Origin of the sequence: Lachnoanaerobaculum sp. ICM7, assembly GCF_000287675.1 — a bacterium.
GTDB lineage: Bacteria > Bacillota > Clostridia > Lachnospirales > Lachnospiraceae > Lachnoanaerobaculum.
The window spans coordinates 148,382-165,789 of record NZ_ALJL01000022.1 but is presented as its reverse complement, the minus strand read 5'-3'; the positions used below and the strand labels follow the sequence as shown (position 1 = coordinate 165,789).

15 protein-coding genes and 1 riboswitch are annotated in these 17,408 nt (G+C 38.4%); all 15 genes read right to left on the bottom strand.

What is annotated here, in order from left to right:
- Positions 1-43: 43 nt before the first annotated feature.
- On the bottom strand, positions 44-688 hold the full coding sequence (locus HMPREF1140_RS06625) for an epoxyqueuosine reductase QueH (protein WP_009662971.1): 645 nt from the start codon (positions 686-688) through the stop codon (positions 44-46).
- The gene (rpoD, locus tag HMPREF1140_RS06620; RefSeq protein WP_083846511.1) at positions 688-1,929 is read right to left on the bottom strand and encodes an RNA polymerase sigma factor RpoD; all 1,242 of its coding nucleotides are present in this window, start codon (positions 1,927-1,929) and stop codon (positions 688-690) included. Before rpoD ends, HMPREF1140_RS06625 begins: the two co-directional genes overlap by 1 nt.
- Positions 1,930-2,211: 282 nt before the next feature.
- The gene (locus HMPREF1140_RS06615) at positions 2,212-3,063 is read right to left on the bottom strand and encodes a MurR/RpiR family transcriptional regulator (protein ID WP_007593408.1); all 852 of its coding nucleotides are present in this window, start codon (positions 3,061-3,063) and stop codon (positions 2,212-2,214) included.
- A gap of 22 nt (positions 3,064-3,085) precedes the next feature.
- Positions 3,086-3,970: a carbohydrate ABC transporter permease gene (locus tag HMPREF1140_RS06610; RefSeq protein WP_009663008.1), complete on the bottom strand. Its 885-nt coding sequence runs from the start codon at positions 3,968-3,970 to the stop codon at positions 3,086-3,088.
- 1 nt (position 3,971) lies between these two features.
- The gene (locus tag HMPREF1140_RS06605; protein WP_009663123.1) at positions 3,972-4,880 is read right to left on the bottom strand and encodes a carbohydrate ABC transporter permease; all 909 of its coding nucleotides are present in this window, start codon (positions 4,878-4,880) and stop codon (positions 3,972-3,974) included.
- A gap of 104 nt (positions 4,881-4,984) precedes the next feature.
- Entirely contained in the window at positions 4,985-6,346 is a 1,362-nt protein-coding gene (locus HMPREF1140_RS06600) for an extracellular solute-binding protein (RefSeq protein WP_009663026.1), read from the bottom strand.
- Positions 6,347-6,385: 39 nt separating this feature from the next.
- Positions 6,386-7,081 carry an N-acetylmannosamine-6-phosphate 2-epimerase gene (locus HMPREF1140_RS06595; RefSeq protein ID WP_009663128.1) on the bottom strand — a complete coding sequence of 232 codons (696 nt, stop codon included), beginning with the start codon at positions 7,079-7,081 and terminating at the stop codon, positions 6,386-6,388.
- Positions 7,082-7,363: 282 nt separating this feature from the next.
- On the bottom strand, positions 7,364-8,746 hold the full coding sequence (locus HMPREF1140_RS06590; protein ID WP_009663110.1) for an NCS2 family permease: 1,383 nt from the start codon (positions 8,744-8,746) through the stop codon (positions 7,364-7,366).
- 124 nt (positions 8,747-8,870) lie between these two features.
- A complete protein-coding gene (ade, locus tag HMPREF1140_RS06585) occupies positions 8,871-10,604 on the bottom strand; it encodes an adenine deaminase (RefSeq protein ID WP_009663090.1) in 1,734 nt (577 codons plus the stop codon).
- Positions 10,605-10,633: 29 nt separating this feature from the next.
- On the bottom strand, positions 10,634-11,125 hold the full coding sequence (gene xdhC, locus HMPREF1140_RS06580) for a xanthine dehydrogenase subunit XdhC (protein ID WP_009663000.1): 492 nt from the start codon (positions 11,123-11,125) through the stop codon (positions 10,634-10,636).
- Entirely contained in the window at positions 11,106-12,005 is a 900-nt protein-coding gene (xdhB, locus tag HMPREF1140_RS06575) for a xanthine dehydrogenase subunit XdhB (protein ID WP_007593424.1), read from the bottom strand. The genes xdhC and xdhB overlap by 20 nt, the downstream gene beginning before the upstream one ends.
- Before the next feature lie 9 nt (positions 12,006-12,014).
- Positions 12,015-14,306, bottom strand: coding sequence for a xanthine dehydrogenase subunit XdhA (gene xdhA / locus HMPREF1140_RS06570; protein ID WP_009663022.1), 2,292 nt, complete (start codon positions 14,304-14,306; stop codon positions 12,015-12,017).
- Positions 14,307-14,411: 105 nt separating this feature from the next.
- The gene (locus tag HMPREF1140_RS06565; protein ID WP_009663100.1) at positions 14,412-15,680 is read right to left on the bottom strand and encodes an amidohydrolase family protein; all 1,269 of its coding nucleotides are present in this window, start codon (positions 15,678-15,680) and stop codon (positions 14,412-14,414) included.
- A 62-nt stretch (positions 15,681-15,742) separates the two neighbouring features.
- Positions 15,743-15,839, bottom strand: a riboswitch (purine riboswitch).
- Positions 15,840-16,013: 174 nt separating this feature from the next.
- Positions 16,014-16,601, bottom strand: a complete 588-nt coding sequence (locus HMPREF1140_RS06560) for a nucleotidyltransferase family protein (protein WP_009663049.1) — start codon at positions 16,599-16,601, stop codon at positions 16,014-16,016.
- On the bottom strand, positions 16,601-17,401 hold the full coding sequence (gene yqeB / locus HMPREF1140_RS06555; RefSeq protein WP_035620049.1) for a selenium-dependent molybdenum cofactor biosynthesis protein YqeB: 801 nt from the start codon (positions 17,399-17,401) through the stop codon (positions 16,601-16,603). Before yqeB ends, HMPREF1140_RS06560 begins: the two co-directional genes overlap by 1 nt.
- Positions 17,402-17,408 lie beyond the last annotated feature (7 nt).

The window sequence follows — 17,408 nt, the reverse complement described above, 5'->3', positions numbered from 1 at the left end:
TATAAACATTACTTTTTAATTATAAATCAAACTATACCAATCGTCAAACGATATTCTCTCTTGCCTTGGCTCTTTCAATCGACTCTCTTTTTGAAAATGAGCATCCGCAATAATCCTGCCTGTAAAGCTCATGTTCCTTAGACAAGTCCACAGATCTCTTATATCCGTTTTTCTTCTTAAAATCGCTTGGTAAATACTTTACATTATATTCTTTAGCCACCTCTTCGCCTATTTCACAAAGTTTTTCGGCATTCTTCATAGGTGAAATGGTAAGAGAAGTAGTAAAATAGTCAAAGCCGTAATCTGATGCGGCTTTTGCAGCCTCATGCAGTCTTAGCTCAAAGCAGATATCACATCTTTTTCCGCCCTCTTTTTCATTTTCATAGCCCTTTATTCTGCTGTGAAAAATACTCGGATCATAATCTCCTTCAATGAATTTTACATCTGAAGTAAAATCCATCTCTTCTATCAGTCTCTTTGCCTCTTCCACCCTAAGCTTATATTCCTTGGTGTCATCAATATTCGGGTTATAAAAAAATACAGTCAAATCAAAATGCTTTTCCAAATATTCCATACAATATGATGAACACGGTCCGCAACAGGCATGCAGAAGAAGCCTTGGGCGATTGCCCAAAGCTTCCTCTTTCTTTATAATATCTTCCAATTCTTTTTGTAAATTTCTCTTCATCACGCCAAAAAGTCCCTGATTCTCTTTGATCTGACAGGATTTCTAAGTTTTCTCAAAGCCTTAGCTTCAATCTGTCTTATTCTCTCTCTTGTTACCTTGAACTCTTTTCCTACTTCCTCCAAGGTTCTCGGATGTCCATCCTCAAGACCGAATCTAAGCACAATAACCTGTCTTTCTCTTTCTTTCAAGTCTCCAAGCAATGTATCGATATGCTCTCTGAGCATTACCGACTCAACATTTCCCTCAGGTGTCAAAACATTTGCATCTGCAACAAAATCTCCAAGGTTTGAATCATCTTCCTCACCTATAGGAGTCTCCAAAGATGCCGGCTCTCTTGCAATCTGCATTATTTCCATGACCTTTTCTTCAGTCATATCAAGTGCATTTGCAAGTTCTGTAACACTTGGCTCATAACCCAGTTCCAAAGTAAGTTTTCTTTGCATTTTGCTCATCTTGTTTATGGTCTCTACCATATGTACCGGAACTCTTATGGTTCTTGCCTGATCTGCAAGCGCTCTTGTTACAGACTGTCTGATCCACCATGTAGCATATGTTGAAAGCTTAAAGCCCTTTGTGTAGTCGAACTTCTCTACACCTTTTATAAGGCCTAAATTACCCTCCTGTACCAAGTCAAGGAAACTCATTCCTCTTCCTGTATATCTCTTTGCAATACTTACAACCAAACGAAGGTTAGCTTCTATAAGACGCTGCTTTGCGTATTCATCGCCATCCTGTTTTCTTTTCGCCAATTCAAGCTCTTCATTTGCTGTCAAGAGAGGTACAGTACCTATTTCTTTAAGATACATTCTTACAGGATCCTCAGTACCTACACCTTCAAGCAGGTCAATCGCACTGAGATCTATGTCCTCTTCAGAGTCCTTGTCAAACTCATCATCGTCGTCCAAGAGTAGTGAATCATCATCTGCAATACTGTCTATATTATCAATATTGTCTATATCAATATTAATATCATCCGATATGTTTTCATTGATCTCAATACCCTTGTTCTCAAGATAAGAATAAATCTGCTCTACGCTGTCGGCATTCAGCTCCGTACCCGCAAAAAAATCATTTATCTCACCTATATCAAGTTTCATGTCAGAAGCCATGCCCTTATTTACAAGTTCCTCCATCTTCTGTAAGAACTCCTGCGGTGACATCTTTTTCTTATTTTCACTTTCACTGCCTTTTGATGCCTTACTTCCTGTAGTATTTCGGTTTTCTTTAGCCACTAAGATCATCCCTTCACAAATAGATGCCGATAATTGACATATCTATTTTTATTTTATCTGCAAATAATATAAAATAAATACACATTCTTAAAATGAATATAATTATCCATTGTATTTACTTCTATCATTTGCATTGACATTATAATGCTTTTAATATATTTTTTCAAGCGAATATTTATACAGTAAAATAGAAAATACTGTCAAAAAATATTACCTTTTTTATACCGAAAGAGCCTGTAAACTCCTTTGTCAGGTACAATACAAGCTCTTTACCGAATTTTCATATAATAATTATCTGGTCGGTCTTGACAGATAGAATCTTCTGTCATCTTCTTTCTTATTTAAAGTAGTAACGGTATCCTCCAGTATTGCACTCTTAAACACAGGATCGATATTTATGTATTCACTGTATATAAGGTCAAGTACAAGCAGCATCGGGAACTGTGGAGAAATAAGATTTCCGTTCTCCAAATATTCAAGTGAAGCAACCAATACAACTTCATCACAGAATTCATGCAAATGAGGGTTATCCGCCGCCGTGAAAAATACAGTCTTCTTGCCCCTGTCATGTGCATGCTTTAAAAGGAAAATAATATCCTCAGTCTTACCGCTTATACTGAATGCTACCACTGTATCTCCGTCTTTTAAAAATACGGACTGCATTCTTATTCTGTCGGAATCCGTAAGAGAGTCTATATCAAGTCCCACTCTCACAAAACGGCTCTCCATTTCACTTGCCGCATATCCTGAACTTCCCTTACCTACAGCTATGACCTTCTTTGAATTTACAAGCATCTTCACTATTCTTTGCACCTGATCGTTGTCAAGCAGTGAATATGCCTTATTCAAAAGATCCTGATATGTATTAAATACATTTTGTGTGGTGCTGTTACCGTTCGGCTTTTTTACTCTTGCACTGTCCAGGTATGCAAATATAAATTCTCTGAAACCTACAAAGCCGCACTTTTTTGCAAATCTTGAAATAGATGCCTGTGATACATAGAGCTGTTCAGCCACATTCTGGATATTTATATCCATATTCGCATCACATTGTAAAAAATAATCCGCTATCTTTTTTTCAGTATTTGTAAAAAGCGTATATTTTGATTCTATTATCGGAATCACTGATTTTTCGTATATCATTTTCCCCTCTTTCCGCTACTTACTAACCCTTTACAGCACCAAGAGTAATACCTTTTGTAAAGTATTTTTGAAGTGCAATAAACACTATCAGTATAGGTGCTGCGGCCAGTGTAGCTCCCGCCATTATAAGTCCGAAATCTGTCGAGTTTTCTGCTTGTAGTTTAGCAATTCCCAGAGAAATTGTCAAATTAGAAGTAGAACTTAGCATAATAAGTTGCATGAAATAATCGTTCCAGCTGTTGATAAATGTGAATATTGCCAAAGCACCCACTCCCGGCTTTACCATCTGGAAAACTATATCTGTAAATGTTTTAAATTCACTTGCACCGTCAATCCTTGCAGCTTCCAGCATTTCCGTAGGTATACCCTCAGAAAACTGCTTCATAAGAAATACACCGAAAGGCCATCCTACGGTTGGAAGTATAACCGCCCATATAGTGTTATAAAGTTTAAGTGCAGACATTTCTCTGATAAGAGGTATAAGAATAACCTGCTTAGGCAATGCCATAGCACATACTATGAGTGTAAAAAGTATTATCCTTCCATGAAATCTCTTTTTTGCAAGTGCATATCCCGCCATAGATGCTGTAAGACACGTAAGTACCATGGCCATAACCGCCATAAATACCGTATTTATCATCCATCTTACTGCTGCCGGCGCCATAGGTCCCTTTATAAATCCCAATTCAAATATAGGTGCCGCCTGTCTTGAGAACAGCTTTTTAAAGTTATCAAGTACGAGCTCTTTAGGTATCCAATCAGGTACCGGTGAATTTATTGAAACAGGTGTTTTAAATGCACCTGTAACTATCCAATACAGTGGAAAAACAAAGCAAAACGCCAGTGCTATCAGTATAATTATCGATACAACAGTATACAGTTTTTTTAGTGTATTTGAAGTTTTCATATTATCTCTCCTTTGCCACTCTAAACTGAATTGCAGACAATACCGCTATAAATATTGCGAGTACAACACCCATTGCATTTCCGTATCCGTATCTGAACATCTTAAATGCCATATAATAGATATAATACATTACAGTATCTGTTGAATGATTCGGTCCGCCTGATGTTAAAAGCTGTATAAGAGCGAAACACTGGAAACTGTTAATAGTTGTTATAACAAGAATATATAATGTTGTAGGCATAATCTGAGGCCATTTAATCTTCCAGAATAATTGCAACTCATTTGCTCCGTCCACCTGTGCGGCCTCAACCAATGAATTGTCCACATTTCCAAGTGCGGATACATATAATACTATAGGCTGACCTACAGATGTGGTAAGCAGGATAAGTATGATACATGCCAGAGCAAATCTCTCGTCTCCAAGCCAGTTGATATTTGTTTTTAAAATACCTGTACCTTTTCCGATATAGTTGAAGATACCGTAATAATTATTGTACATCCACTTCCAAACCACTGTAACGGCAACCGAACCGGTAACTACAGGGAGATAAAAGATACATCTGAAAACTGAAAGCACTTTATCATTTAGATTGTATATTACAGATGAAATCCACAATGAAAATATACAAACCACAGGAACTGAAACGATAACAATAACAAAGGTATTTTTAAGTGCCTTTAGAAAAATTCCGTCTTGAAACAGTTCTATATAATTTCCAAATCCGATAAATACATCCTTAGCATCCTTGCCCATTGTAGAATCAAAGAAGCTGGTATATATACATATAATCATCGGTATTATTACAAAACCGATAAAGAATACAAGGCTTGGTAATAAAAACATATAAGCTGAAGCGGTTTCTCTTCTTACCAATTCCTTTGACCTGGTTGTATAAACACCCTTTGCCATGTTTCCCCTTTCTAAAAAATGTTGCTAAAGAAAATCCTTAGCAACATTTTATAACATGTTAGATCACCTAACTATTTTTTTAAAGCAATGTTTTACTACTGTTATTATTGAGCTGCTGCCGCATTTGCGTTAGTTGTAAATGTTGCGACCTCTGTTGCCACATCGCCGCCTGCACCTATTCTCTGAAGCATGTTCCACCACTCTGTACGAGCTGTAGTCCATCCCTTTGTTACCTGATAGTAGTCACCCATTGAAGGCATGAACTTCTCTTCGAAAAGCTTCATTGCATCAGCTGTCTCTGTTCCCTCATATACACCTGTTACAGAAGGTCTTACAGGGAAGAATCCTGAAGCCTTAACGCTTTCCTTAACCTGTGCCTCATCATTACATACGAAGTCGATAAATGTCTTTGCAGCTTCAATCTTACCTGCATCTCCGTTGTCAAAGATTCCATATCCCCAGATACCGCCGCAAAGCTCTGTAACGCCGTCATCACTTGGGAATAACATAGGTATAATCTCATCACCTGCATTTGTCTTTCCTGCAGGGCCGTTGTCTGAATTTGTCTGCTGTGATGCATTCCAGCAAAGTGACATTGCCAAAGTACCGTTTCTGAACAATGTAATCTCGTCACCACCTGCTATAGAAGGATCAAAGTTTAAACCTGCCTGATCAACAATTGCCTGTAAAGCTTTCTTGTTCTCTTCAGAATCTACTGTATACTTTGTATGATCCTTATCTGTAAATGTACCTGAGTAAAGATTGTTTACCAAAGCTCTTGTTCCCTGGTCTCCACCCTGTGAAACACAGTAGATAGCACCGACATTTTGCTGTCCTGAATCATATACCGCCTGAACTGCCTTAAGGAAGTTATCTGTTGTCCATGTATGTGTGTCTAAATCAAGATACTTTAATGCATCAGCCTTCTCAAACATTGTCTTGTTTACAGCCATGCAATGTGCAACCATAAATGCAGGATATTCATAAAACTCACCTGTAGGGCTCTTACATGCAGTCTTTACAGGATCGTAGATATCTGATGCCGCATCCTTCTCAAACATATCCTTTAAATCAACCATGAGTCCCTTTGCACCCCAGTTTGCTACCAGTCTTTCCGGTCCTTCAAGTACGATATCAGGTGCCTGCTTTCCTTCAATAGCAGTGTTGATCTGATCGTCACCGTTTTGATAGTCAAGATACTCTACAGTTACCTTAATATTTGGATACTTCTCATTGAACTTTTTAATAATTCCGTCAACTGTTGCAGAGTCTCCCCATTTACCTACAGGATATGTCCAAAGTGATACCTCAGCCGCATCTCCTGCAGCTTCACTTGCTCCCTCCTGCTTTGTATCCGCCTTTGAGTCAGCCGCTGCACTTGTTTGATCTGCCGCTTTTCCTCCTCCACATGCCGCAAGCATACCTGCCGCTGTAAGTGTCAAACCTGTTAACAATAATTTCTTCATATTTCCTCCTTAATGAGTCTTACACTCAAGATTATTCTTCTACACAACCTGTTCAAGCGCTTTTGAAAATTCTTTTGTTATAAGTTGTGGTCTGGTAATAATTGAACCTACGACCACACTGAACGCTCCAAGTTCTATTACTCTCCTACATTTCTCAGGTGTATTGATATTACCCTCAGCTATTACCTTATGCTTTACTTTAGCGAGGATATTTCTCAATATCTCAAAATCGTTCTCCTCAATCCTTAGACCTTCACTCTCCTTAGTATATCCGACCATAGTAGTACCGATGAAGTCAAAACCTAATTCGTCCGCAAAGATTGCCTCTTCTTCCGTTGAACAATCCGCCATAAACAGCTTATCAGGATACTTTGCTCTAACTTCTCCAAAGAACTCCTTTAAGCTTTTCTTATTCGGTCTGAGTCTGTTTGTCGCATCCAGTGCTATTATATCAACTCCCGCTTCTACCAAAGCATCTACCTCGTCCATTGTAGGTGTGATATAAATCTCACTGTCATCATAATCTTTTTTAATGATTCCGATTATCGGCAAATCCACCTGTTTTTGTATCTCTTTGATATCCACAACAGAATTTGCTCTGATGCCGAAAGCTCCGCCCATTTTTGCCGCAAGAGCCATTCTCCCCATAATGAAGTCTGAATGTAACGGTTCATTTTCCAGTGCCTGGCATGAAACGATCAGTTTCCCTTTTAGGTTTTTGATTCTGTCATTCATTTTTACTACCTCCATCTGAAAGTATCTTACCATTCCTGAAAATAAATTTCAATACTTCTCTTGTATTCTGTTTTTACTTTCTCGCACTTGCCAAACTGTTATTAAAAGTAAACATTTTAAATTGTATTTATTTGTGCACAAAGTACTAATATGCTTATTTATTCCACATTTTCAGATATTGAAAAATTAAAGTCTCCTTTTTCATTAAAAAAGAGATACGAGTCTCCCCATATCTCTTCATTTATTAAAAACTATTCAAGGCAGTGAAAATATAAGTAAAACCTAGAGTAATATATACTTCAATATAAACAATATTGAAAGTATATACATAAGCGGTGTAACCTTCTTAGCTCTTCCTGTAACAGCATTGATAAATACGTAAGATATAATTCCCATTGAAATACCCTCTGAAATACTGTAGAAGAGCGGCATTGCAACTATACAGATATAGCAAGGAATGGCTTCTGTCATATCTGAGAAATCAATATGTACAACATTTGAGAACATATAGAATCCTACCACTATAAGTGCCGGTGCTGTTGCAAAAGAAGGTATTGCAAGGAATATAGGTGATAATAACAATGAAGCCGCAAAAAGAATTGCTGTTGTCATTGCTGTAAGACCTGTTCTTCCACCTTCTGAAACACCTGAAGCTGACTCAACGAATGTTGTAACTGTTGTTGTACCAAGCATTGCACCTGCTGTAGTAGCTACAGCATCCGCAAGTAATGCTCCCTTGATATTTGGAAGCTTACCGTCTTTATCAAGCATTCCGGCCTTTGTAGATACACCTATCAATGTACCGATAGTATCAAACATATCTACAAATAAGAATGCGAACATAACTACAACAAACTCCAATGTTGCAATCTTGTGGAACTCAAGCTTGAATAAAACCGGTCCAATACTTGGTATACTGAGTCCGTTTGAAAAATCAGGTAATACACTGAAGAAACCCAGTGCAGGGTTTGGAACATACAAACCTGTAATCTGAGCGATTATACCCAGAACCCATGTTGCCAATATACCGAGTAAGATATTTCCCTTTACTTCTTTTACAACCAGGAATGCTGTAATAAGAACACCGATTATAGCAATAATAACTGTAATACCTGCATCATTTCCTGTAGCAATTACACCTTCAACGCCATGTACCTTGTTGTATCCTCCAAGTGAGAATAATTCTACAAGTGTAGCACCACCTATAACGATCTTGGCATTTTGAAGTCCGATAAATGCAATAAAAAGTCCGATACCCACACTTACAGCTGATTTTAAGTTTCTTGGAACCGCATTAAAGATAGCCTCACGCACATTTGTAACTGAGAGTGCTATAAATATAATACCTTCTACAAATACTGCTGTAAGAGCTGTCTGCCAGCTGTATCCCATACCTAAAACTACAGTATAAGCAAAATATGCATTAAGTCCCATACCCGGTGCAAGTGCAAAAGGATAGTTTGCAAACAATGCCATAAGTGCAGTACCTAAAAATGAAGCTATTGCAGTTGCGGTAAATACGGCACCTCTGTCCATACCTGCAGCACTTAAGATATTCGGATTAACTGCCAAAATATATGCCATTGTCATGAATGTTGTAATACCGGCAATAATCTCGGTTTTTACATCGGTTCCGTTTTCTTTCAGTTTAAAAAACTTTTCCATATATAGTCTCCTTTTTTTTATTATACTCCGGTGATACTCGGCCCGGAGTTTTTAGTTTCCTTGTAAGTCGATTTTAATTCATAAGATTTAAGTATATCACTGCCATTCAATATATTTTAAAAATCTAATTCGCCTCAATGTCTATGAACTTATTCTCAAAAATATCGAATAACCCCCTAGCAGTGAGTTTCAACTCGGGAATAACAATAAGTGACATAAATGTGAGTGACATAACAGGTTCAAGGCTTTCGTTAACCCCTAATTCAACTACAGCCTTTTTGTGAAGACTTAAAAGTTTCTTTGAAACCTCTTCACCGCTTAAATCACTCATAAGTCCCGCTACAGGTAAAGACAGGCTTTCAATCACCTTTCCGTCCTTTACCAGTGCAAAACCTCCACCGTTTTGTTTTACATTCTCAATAGCAAGATTCATCTCATCATCATTTACTCCTACGCAGATAATATTATGTGAATCATGTGCTACGGATGCCGCTATGGCACCGCTTTGTATACCATAGCCTTTTATTATTCCCAGTCCGATCTTACCTGTGTTGTGATGCCTCTCTATAACCGCACATTTGCAGGCATCTATATTTTTATCAAAGACAAAAAGACCGTTTTCATCTCTTTTTATCTTTATCTTCGTTTTCTTTGAAAGCACTCCTCCCGCAATCATTTCAATTGCATAAACCTCATCGGATTTCAGCCACATTTGTAGCATTTCCTTTTTGAAGTTATCCAGATGTACAGTATTCGATACATCTGTAATATCATGCTTTTTTAACTCTTTGAGATACTCTCCCTCTCTTGCAACTTCCTCACCGAGAATGTATACCGATGATACTTTAAAATCTTTCAGCTCATCAAATATAACAAGATCAGCTCTCTTTCCCGGAACTATCATTCCCCTGTCCTTTAATCCATAGCAATCGCTTACATTTACAGTAGCCATTGCAATTGCCATAACAGGTGAGATTCCGGCATTTACCAGAGTTTTCAAATGATATTCAAGATGTCCGTCCTCAAAAATTGTCTTCGGTTGTCTGTCATCCGAACATAATAAACATCTTCTGAAATTAAACTCATTTATTCCCGGTATCAGTGCACCAAGATTGTGACAGGCTGATCCCTGTCTCAGCTGTACATAGATGCCTCTGCTCAGTCGGTCTTCCATCTCTTCAAGTGTGGAGCACTCATGATCCGTGTCAATTCCGGCGCAGGCATATGCATTTAATGCCTTACCGAACAGATTCGGGCTGTGTCCGTCTACAATTTTCCCGTGATCCTTTGCTAAAATAAGTTTATCAATGGCAATGTCGTCATTTTCAATAACGGCATTGTAGTCCATAAACTCACCGAGTCCCGGGACATCTTTTGATACTATATCATCTGCCATATCTTCAGCCAATATCACACATCCCGAATCCTCCATCTTTGTTGCAGGTACACAGGACGGCATCATATATTCTACGGACAGGCAGGTGTTTTTTGCGGCCTCCTGCATATAGTGAAAGCCCTTTATTCCACATACATTCACTATCTCATGAGGATCCGCTATGACAGTGGTAGTACCGTGAGGTACCACCATTCTGCCGAATTCTTCAGGAGTACAGTATGATGACTCTATATGAATATGTGCATCCATAAGGCCCGGTGCGATATATTTCCCCTCTATATCCACCTCTGTTTCACCATCATACTCTCCAAATCCTGCAATATAACCTTCTGCTATAGCGAGGTCCGCTTTGAATATTTTTCCGCTGCAGACATCCACTATAGAGCCGTTTTTCAGTACAAGATCAGCTTTTTTATTCCCATTTGCTACATCAATCAGTCGCTTTAAACTATCTTTGTTCATACTCCCTCCAAAAGCCAAGCTCCTATCGATCAGTCAACACCAAGTCTCTTCTTCATTGTCTTTTCAACTGCTACAAGTATGTTCTCATAACCTGTACATCTGCAAAGATGCCCTGAGAGTAACTTTCTCAGCTCTTCTTTTGAATAGAGTTTTCCACTGTTAAGAATCTCTGTAGCCGACATTACAAATCCCGGTGTACAGAAACCGCACTGTATAGCAGCCTCATCTATAAATGCCTGCTGCAAATCCGATATCTCACCGTTTGGTCCCATAAGACCTTCCAATGTAAGGATATCCTTGCCCTCGGCCCATACTGCCAGATAAATACATGAGTTAAATGCCTCTCCGTTTATAAGAACATTACATGCTCCGCACTCTCCTACCTCACAGCCTTTTTTTACGGAAGTAAGTCTATAGTCATTCCTAAGCATATCTGTAAGTGAACTTCTTACATCTACCATTTTCTCACATTTCTTGCCGTTGATGGTACAACTGACCAATTTATAACTCTGTCCTGTCATCGACCTTACCTCCTGCCTGCTTTACAGCCTTTTCACAAGCTTTTCTTGCCATAACAACACCTATATGACATCTGAAAGCTTTACTTGCTCTCCATGAATCACGAGGATTGATATCTTCAAGAACTTTCTGTGCAAAAGCTTCTATATTCTCCTCATTAACTTCTTTTCCTCTGATAAAGTTTTCCGCTGAAGGAACTCTCATAGGAATAGGACCGGCTACACCGTAAGCTATTCTTACATCCTCAAAGCTCTTTTTATCTTCTGAGAGCTTTACATTTACCGAACAACCGGTAGTAGCAATATCCATTGCCTCTCTCATTGCATACTTTATATAATGACCTTTATAACCTTCATATGCCTTCTTTGGGATAATAATAGCTGTCTGTATCTCTCCCTCTTTTAAATCCACTGTTCCGGCCTTTATATAAAATTCATTTATAGGTACTAATCTTCTGTAGCCCTCTCCGGCTATCTCAACTTGTGCATCCCATGCAAAAAGTGTGGAAGCGGAGTCTGCTGATGTAACACCGTTACATGTATTTCCACCGATAGTTCCTATATTTCTGATCTGTGGTCCACCTATCTGATCCACAGCTTCACCAAGTACATTTATGTATTTTTGTATAATAGGATTCTTTGTAATATGTGAGAAGCTTGTTAAAGATCCTATTCTTATATTTTCATCGGCATCAAGGCAGATACCTCTAAGCTCATCAAGCATATAGATACTTACAAGCTCCTTACCCGCTCTCTTTCCTTCTCTTATCTGTACCAAAACATCACTTCCGCCGGCAATAACCTGTGAGCCCGGATGTTCTTTTAAAAGTCTGCAAGCATCATCTACGCTTGTCGCCTCATATAAAGCTTTTATATCGTACATTTCTTCCTCCTACTTAAGTAAACCTGCTTTATCAAAATATTCATACAGTTTTTCCGGACGTAAAGGTAATTCATTAACACCTACACCTGTAGCATTCATAATAGCATTTCTTATAGCCGGTGCCACAGGACAAACCGGTGGCTCACCTAATGATTTTGTACCGAATGGTGATGTAGGCTCAGGATTTTCAATAAATGCCGTCTCAAGATGTGGATGATCCATGCATGTAGAAAGCTTATAATCAAGCAGGTTATCATTTAAGACTTTTCCTGTCTTCTTATCTACAAGCTGTACCTCCGAAAGTGCATATCCTATACCCATACTCATACCGCCCTCAACCTGTGCCTTAGCAAGTGCAGGGTTGATAAGCTTACCGCAGTCATGTACATTTATTATCTTTGTGAGCTTTGCTTTACACATATCTATATCAACTTCAACCTCTGCAAAACAGCATCCGAATGAATATGCATTTGACTTAATCTGTGCTGTGGACTCCGCTGTAATATGTCTGCTGTCGCTTAGAGAATAAAGTGCTTCTGTAGCCAGATCTCTTAATGAAATAAGCTCTCTGTTATCTGTAGTTCTTATTATCATAGAATTCTTGATATCTGTAATTGCCGGTGGCATATTTGTCAAAATATAAGCATAGTCAAGAATCTTCTGCTTCAAAAGTCCTGCTGTCTTTGCAATAGAGAAACCACCTACATAGGTCTGTCTTGAAGCATATGAACCTGTACCGAAAGGTGTAATATCGGTATCCTGGTTTGAAACAACATGCACTTCATCCGTGCTGATTCCAAGAACTTCTGCAGCCATCTGTGAGAATGCCGTATCAGCTCCCTGTCCTATCTCAGTCTCACCAAGCTGTAATGTTACAGAACCGTCCTGGTTGAGTACCATTCTTGATGATGACGACTCAAGTGATATAGGCCAAACCGCAGTATTATACCAGAATGCAGCCATTCCTATACCTGTTCTTACTCTGCCTGTCTGTTTTGAAAGCTCTTTAACTCTGTTATCATAGTCCATATAAGCTTTACCTTTTTCGATACATTGTCTGAATGTATCATAGTAGTTTTCATTCTTTGAAAAAGCGTCCTTATATCCCTGCGGCATAAGATTCTTAAGTCTGAAGTCGATAGGTGGAATACCCATTATCTTCGCTACATCTTCCGTATGAGACTCTACCGCAAACATGGCCTGTGGAATTCCGTATCCTCTCATAGCTCCCGCTACAGGTCTGTTTGTAAATACCGTATATGCATCACCTTCAACATTATCACATGGATAAAGCTGTGGGAAAGCTCCGAGTCCCTTTGCCGCGATAGAATGTCCGTGTGAAGCATATGCACCCTGGTTTGAGAATGCTTCTATCTTTCTTGCGGCATATGTACCGTCTTTTCTTACATGTGAAATTATATGGAACTTTATACCATGTCTTGTTCTGTTTGCAAAGAAGGTTTCCTCTCTGCTGCAATCAAGCTTTACAAGATGTCCTCCCACCTGTAATGAAAGGAATGCACAAAGCGGCTCATACAGTATATCCTGCTTATTTCCGAAGCCACCACCGATATAAGGCTTAATAACTCTTACATCTCCCCAAGGAATACCGAGAGCCTGACCTACAACTCTTCTTGCAATATGAGGAATCTGTGTAGAAGCTACTATCGTAATTCTTTTGCCTTCTGCATATGCGTAGCAGATAAAGTTCTCTATATGGCAATGCTGTACAGGTTCGGTATTATACCATCTGTCAACTACCGTAAGGCCCTCTTCTTTGATTGCCTCAGCATAATTACCTCTGCTAAGACTTGTGTGCTTTAAAATATTGTTAGGGTAATCCTTATGAATCTGTGGTGCACCGTCCTTCATAGCTTCCAAAACATCTGTAACCACAGGATACTCTTCATATTCCACCTTTATAGCTCTGAGCGCCTGATTTGCAGCCACCTCATTTTCAGCTATAACAGCCGCAACATCATCACCGTAAAACTTAACTTCATCAGTGAGAAGTAATCTGTCTGCAACGTCCTGATGGCTTACGTCTGTAGACCATGGATGTCCTGCTGTAGGGAAGTAATTTCTATACTGTCCAAGATCAAAGCAAGTGACAATCTTAACAACTCCCTCAATCTTCTCCGCCTCACTTGTGTCAACAGAAAGAACTTTTCCGTGAGCTATTGTGGAATGCACTATTTTTGCCACATATGCTCCCGCATCACATAAATCGTCAGTATATTTTGTTCTACCTGTGACCTTGTCAAACGCATCCACTCTGGTGATACTTTTTCCAACCTCCATATTATTTCCTCTCTAATTTAATATTTTATATTATTTAATTTATATACCTTTACCATCTTGTAGCGATTAGCTTCCTCGTCTTTGTAAGTTGATAAAAATACAAAATCAAACAGTGACTATTTTTACTCCGGATACATATTTTGCTCTCAATGAGCATTCATCCGACAGATATAAGAATCTTTCAAATCTCTTTCTTATATCATCAATATCCTTATTCAATTCCTCATCATTTATTACAAGCATATCCGCTTCAAATCCTTCTTCAAAGGCTCCCACCTTTCCAAAGTAACTTCCCGGAATCCTTGTTGCTATGGCAAATGCCTCGGCAAGCTCCAGAGGTTTTGAATTTTCATCTATATATCTCCAATAAAGCTTTGAAAGCCCTATTGCTTCTACCGCCTGGTTTAATATATTCAGCGAGTATCCCGCCGCTATATCACTTCCAAGCCCTACCTTTATACCCTTATCAAGAAATTTCCTTATAGGCGCTATTCCCGATGACAGACATATATTTGACTGCGGACAATGAGCTACATACACATTTTTCTCCTTTAAAAGTTCAATCTCCTTATCATCAGAGTATACACAATGTGCCATAACCGTGTCTACCTTACTTTTATTCAGGTTACCTCTTTTATTGTAAGCATCAAGATATCCGTCCGAATCCGGGCAAAGCTCCCTTACCCATTCGACTTCCTTGGGATTTTCCGATAAATGTGACTGTAATCCGTAAATATCTCCTCTAATCTTTCCCAGTTCTTTCATCAATTCATCACTGCAGCTGGGAATAAATCTTGGAGTAATTATCGGCTTTATATTCTTATATCTGTCTTTACAGATATCAAGCCATTTAACTGTAGAATCTATAGATGACTCTGTAGTTTCAATAAGTTCATCTGTAGAATTTCTGTCCATGTTTACCTTACCTACAAAACATTTCAATCCGCTCTCTTCCAGCATATCCATCAACAGTATTGTAGCATCCGTATGCAAGGTCGCAAATACTACCGCTCTTGTGGAATAACTTTTGGACAATGTATCCACGAATTTTTTATAGGCTTTTTTTGCATATACTATATCCTTGTATTTGGCTTCTTCGGGAAATGTATATGTATTGAGCCAATCTAAAAGTTCCATATCCATCCCAAGCCCTCTGAAGGCAAATTGAGGTGCATGAAGATGCATATCTATAAGTCCCGGTAATATCAAAGAATCTCCGTAATCTTCTATCTCCTCATTCTTTAAAGCATCAGGAAGCTCGTATTGCGAATATATTTTTGATATAACGCCGTTTTCAACTACTAAAAAGCTGTTTTCTCTTATCCTGATCGTACCTTTTTTTGTACAATCCACCAAATTTCCTTTAACTATCATATTCTCCCCTAATAAAAATATGAGGTGCTTTCCATTGTGCATGGAAACACACCTCACTCCACCCACAATTTCTGTGGGCCTATAGTCAATTATTACGGTAATTGGTAGAGACGCTCAACCGATTATGAGCTTATATTAGGCCTCTAAATCAATATTTTTATGTATTTCTTCTAAAAGAACACATTCAAATATAACTCAAGTATCAATTTATATATAAAGGATATCACCTAATTAATTTTTAGTCAAACTTTTTTAGAGTTTTTTATATGAATTATGCCATATATTTATTTAAATTATCAATATATCTATAAGAATTGTCCTATTATATTTTTTTCAATGTATTTTCTCAAGTACATGAGAGTACGCCTCTTTTGTATCAATATCCAAAAGTTCATCCTCATTTTCTATATCCACGAATAAAACCTCACAAATATGCGCTTTTATAAGCTTTTTACCACCTTCTTCTTCTCCAAGTAAGAGAAGTTCATCAAAGTATTCACTTGAAAATATACATGGATTTCCAAGCCTGTTTTTACATCTTACACTACTTATAGTTTTATTCGATTTTTGAAATTCATCTATTATCTTTGATATCGTTTCGGACCTTAGCAAAGGCTGATCGCATACACCGAAAAGTACACTGCCTGAATTCTCAATATTTTTCAGTTTACTCACCGCAAGCTTTATTGATCTTGATTTACCAAGCTCCGGCTTGTCATTATATATGGTTATAAATCCGTTCTTTTTATAATAATCTAAAATCTCGGTGTCCTTACCGACTATTATCTTATTGTCAAAGTCATATGCTCTTTTATATATCTTTTCCATATATTGATAAAGCTTAACACCTTTTATATCTGCCAAAAGCTTGTCTCCGCCAAATCGTTTACCTTCTCCTGCGGCCAAAATCACCAGATCCATCAAGCTCTCCTGCCGCTTATTTTGCTAAATATAGCTTCGAGTACTCCACCGCCTATGGCGCTCGCCTTATCCGATACGCTGAAGCAATATTCCCTTTCGGCTCTCGGATCCACATCACCGGATTTCATACCTTTCTTTACCTTTACACCGTCTTGCAAAAGTCCTCTTACAATACCGTCAATGTTCGCATATACAGGTGTTTCATCACAGTATGCCAGCAAATCTCCGGCCTTTACAAAGTCTCCGATATTTACCTTTGCGCTGAACACTCCGTCTGCAGTTGCCCTTATGATTCTTTCCACAGTATATCCGCCTATATTTCCGGGAACTCCTGTATTTGGATAAGCACTTCCGCTCCATATTACTCTGCCGAGATTATGTCCTCTTTTGGTTTCAACTACGGCATGACAGTCAACTCCTGCTTCAAATCCCGGACCGACACCTATTACAATATCAGCATCGGTTATTTTAGTACCTATATTTGTCTTTGCAATAATTGCATCCACTATAATATCAGGCTTATATTCCTTCATGATCTCACCACTTGGATCCACTATTACAGGTATACATCCCGACTCGATTACAGTATCAATCATTGAAATATTTTCGCAGAGTTTTCCGGTTATTCCTTCAACCTGTGTCTCACCTGTATAAACGGCAGGCGAAAATGCAACCGTTCTTCTTACTGTAGTAGGTACGGCGATATCCGACATTATTATGTCAAATCCCGATCTATACAATCTTAAAGCAATTCCTGTTGCCAAATCCCCGGCACCTCTTATCCAAATTTTTTTGTCCATCATAAAC